This is a genomic window from Limosilactobacillus reuteri (assembly GCF_020785355.1).
GTDB lineage: Bacteria > Bacillota > Bacilli > Lactobacillales > Lactobacillaceae > Limosilactobacillus > Limosilactobacillus reuteri_I.
The window spans coordinates 1-1,441 of record NZ_JAJGVH010000023.1; the positions used below are offsets into that span (position 1 = coordinate 1).

Genomic DNA, 1,441 nt, shown 5'->3' on the forward strand with positions numbered 1-1,441 from the left:
ATGTGTAGGTTCCGTTTTATTCCTTAGAAAGGAGGTGATCCAGCCGCAGGTTCTCCTACGGCTACCTTGTTACGACTTCACCCCAGTCATCTGTCCCGCCTTAGGCGGCTCCCTCCATAAAGGTTAGGCCACCGACTTTGGGCGTTACAAACTCCCATGGTGTGACGGGCGGTGTGTACAAGGCCCGGGAACGTATTCACCGCGGCATGCTGATCCGCGATTACTAGCGATTCCGACTTCGTGTAGGCGAGTTGCAGCCTACAGTCCGAACTGAGAACGGCTTTAAGAGATTAGCTTACTCTCGCGAGTTTGCGACTCGTTGTACCGTCCATTGTAGCACGTGTGTAGCCCAGGTCATAAGGGGCATGATGATCTGACGTCGTCCCCACCTTCCTCCGGTTTGTCACCGGCAGTCTCACTAGAGTGCCCAACTTAATGCTGGCAACTAGTAACAAGGGTTGCGCTCGTTGCGGGACTTAACCCAACATCTCACGACACGAGCTGACGACGACCATGCACCACCTGTCATTGCGTCCCCGAAGGGAACGCCTTATCTCTAAGGTTAGCGCAAGATGTCAAGACCTGGTAAGGTTCTTCGCGTAGCTTCGAATTAAACCACATGCTCCACCGCTTGTGCGGGCCCCCGTCAATTCCTTTGAGTTTCAACCTTGCGGTCGTACTCCCCAGGCGGAGTGCTTAATGCGTTAGCTCCGGCACTGAAGGGCGGAAACCCTCCAACACCTAGCACTCATCGTTTACGGCATGGACTACCAGGGTATCTAATCCTGTTCGCTACCCATGCTTTCGAGCCTCAGCGTCAGTTGCAGACCAGACAGCCGCCTTCGCCACTGGTGTTCTTCCATATATCTACGCATTCCACCGCTACACATGGAGTTCCACTGTCCTCTTCTGCACTCAAGTCGCCCGGTTTCCGATGCACTTCTTCGGTTAAGCCGAAGGCTTTCACATCAGACCTAAGCAACCGCCTGCGCTCGCTTTACGCCCAATAAATCCGGATAACGCTTGCCACCTACGTATTACCGCGGCTGCTGGCACGTAGTTAGCCGTGACTTTCTGGTTGGATACCGTCACTGCGTGAACAGTTACTCTCACGCACGTTCTTCTCCAACAACAGAGCTTTACGAGCCGAAACCCTTCTTCACTCACGCGGTGTTGCTCCATCAGGCTTGCGCCCATTGTGGAAGATTCCCTACTGCTGCCTCCCGTAGGAGTATGGACCGTGTCTCAGTTCCATTGTGGCCGATCAGTCTCTCAACTCGGCTATGCATCATCGCCTTGGTAAGCCGTTACCTTACCAACTAGCTAATGCACCGCAGGTCCATCCCAGAGTGATAGCCAAAGCCATCTTTCAAACAAAAGCCATGTGGCTTTTGTTGTTATGCGGTATTAGCATCTGTTTCCAAATGTTATCCCCCGCTCC

Annotated in this window: 1 rRNA gene; it reads right to left on the reverse strand. The window is 53.4% G+C overall.

What is annotated here, in order from left to right:
* Positions 1-27: 27 nt before the first annotated feature.
* Positions 28-1,441: ribosomal RNA gene (locus LMB56_RS00160) — 16S ribosomal RNA — on the reverse strand; the annotation flags it as partial.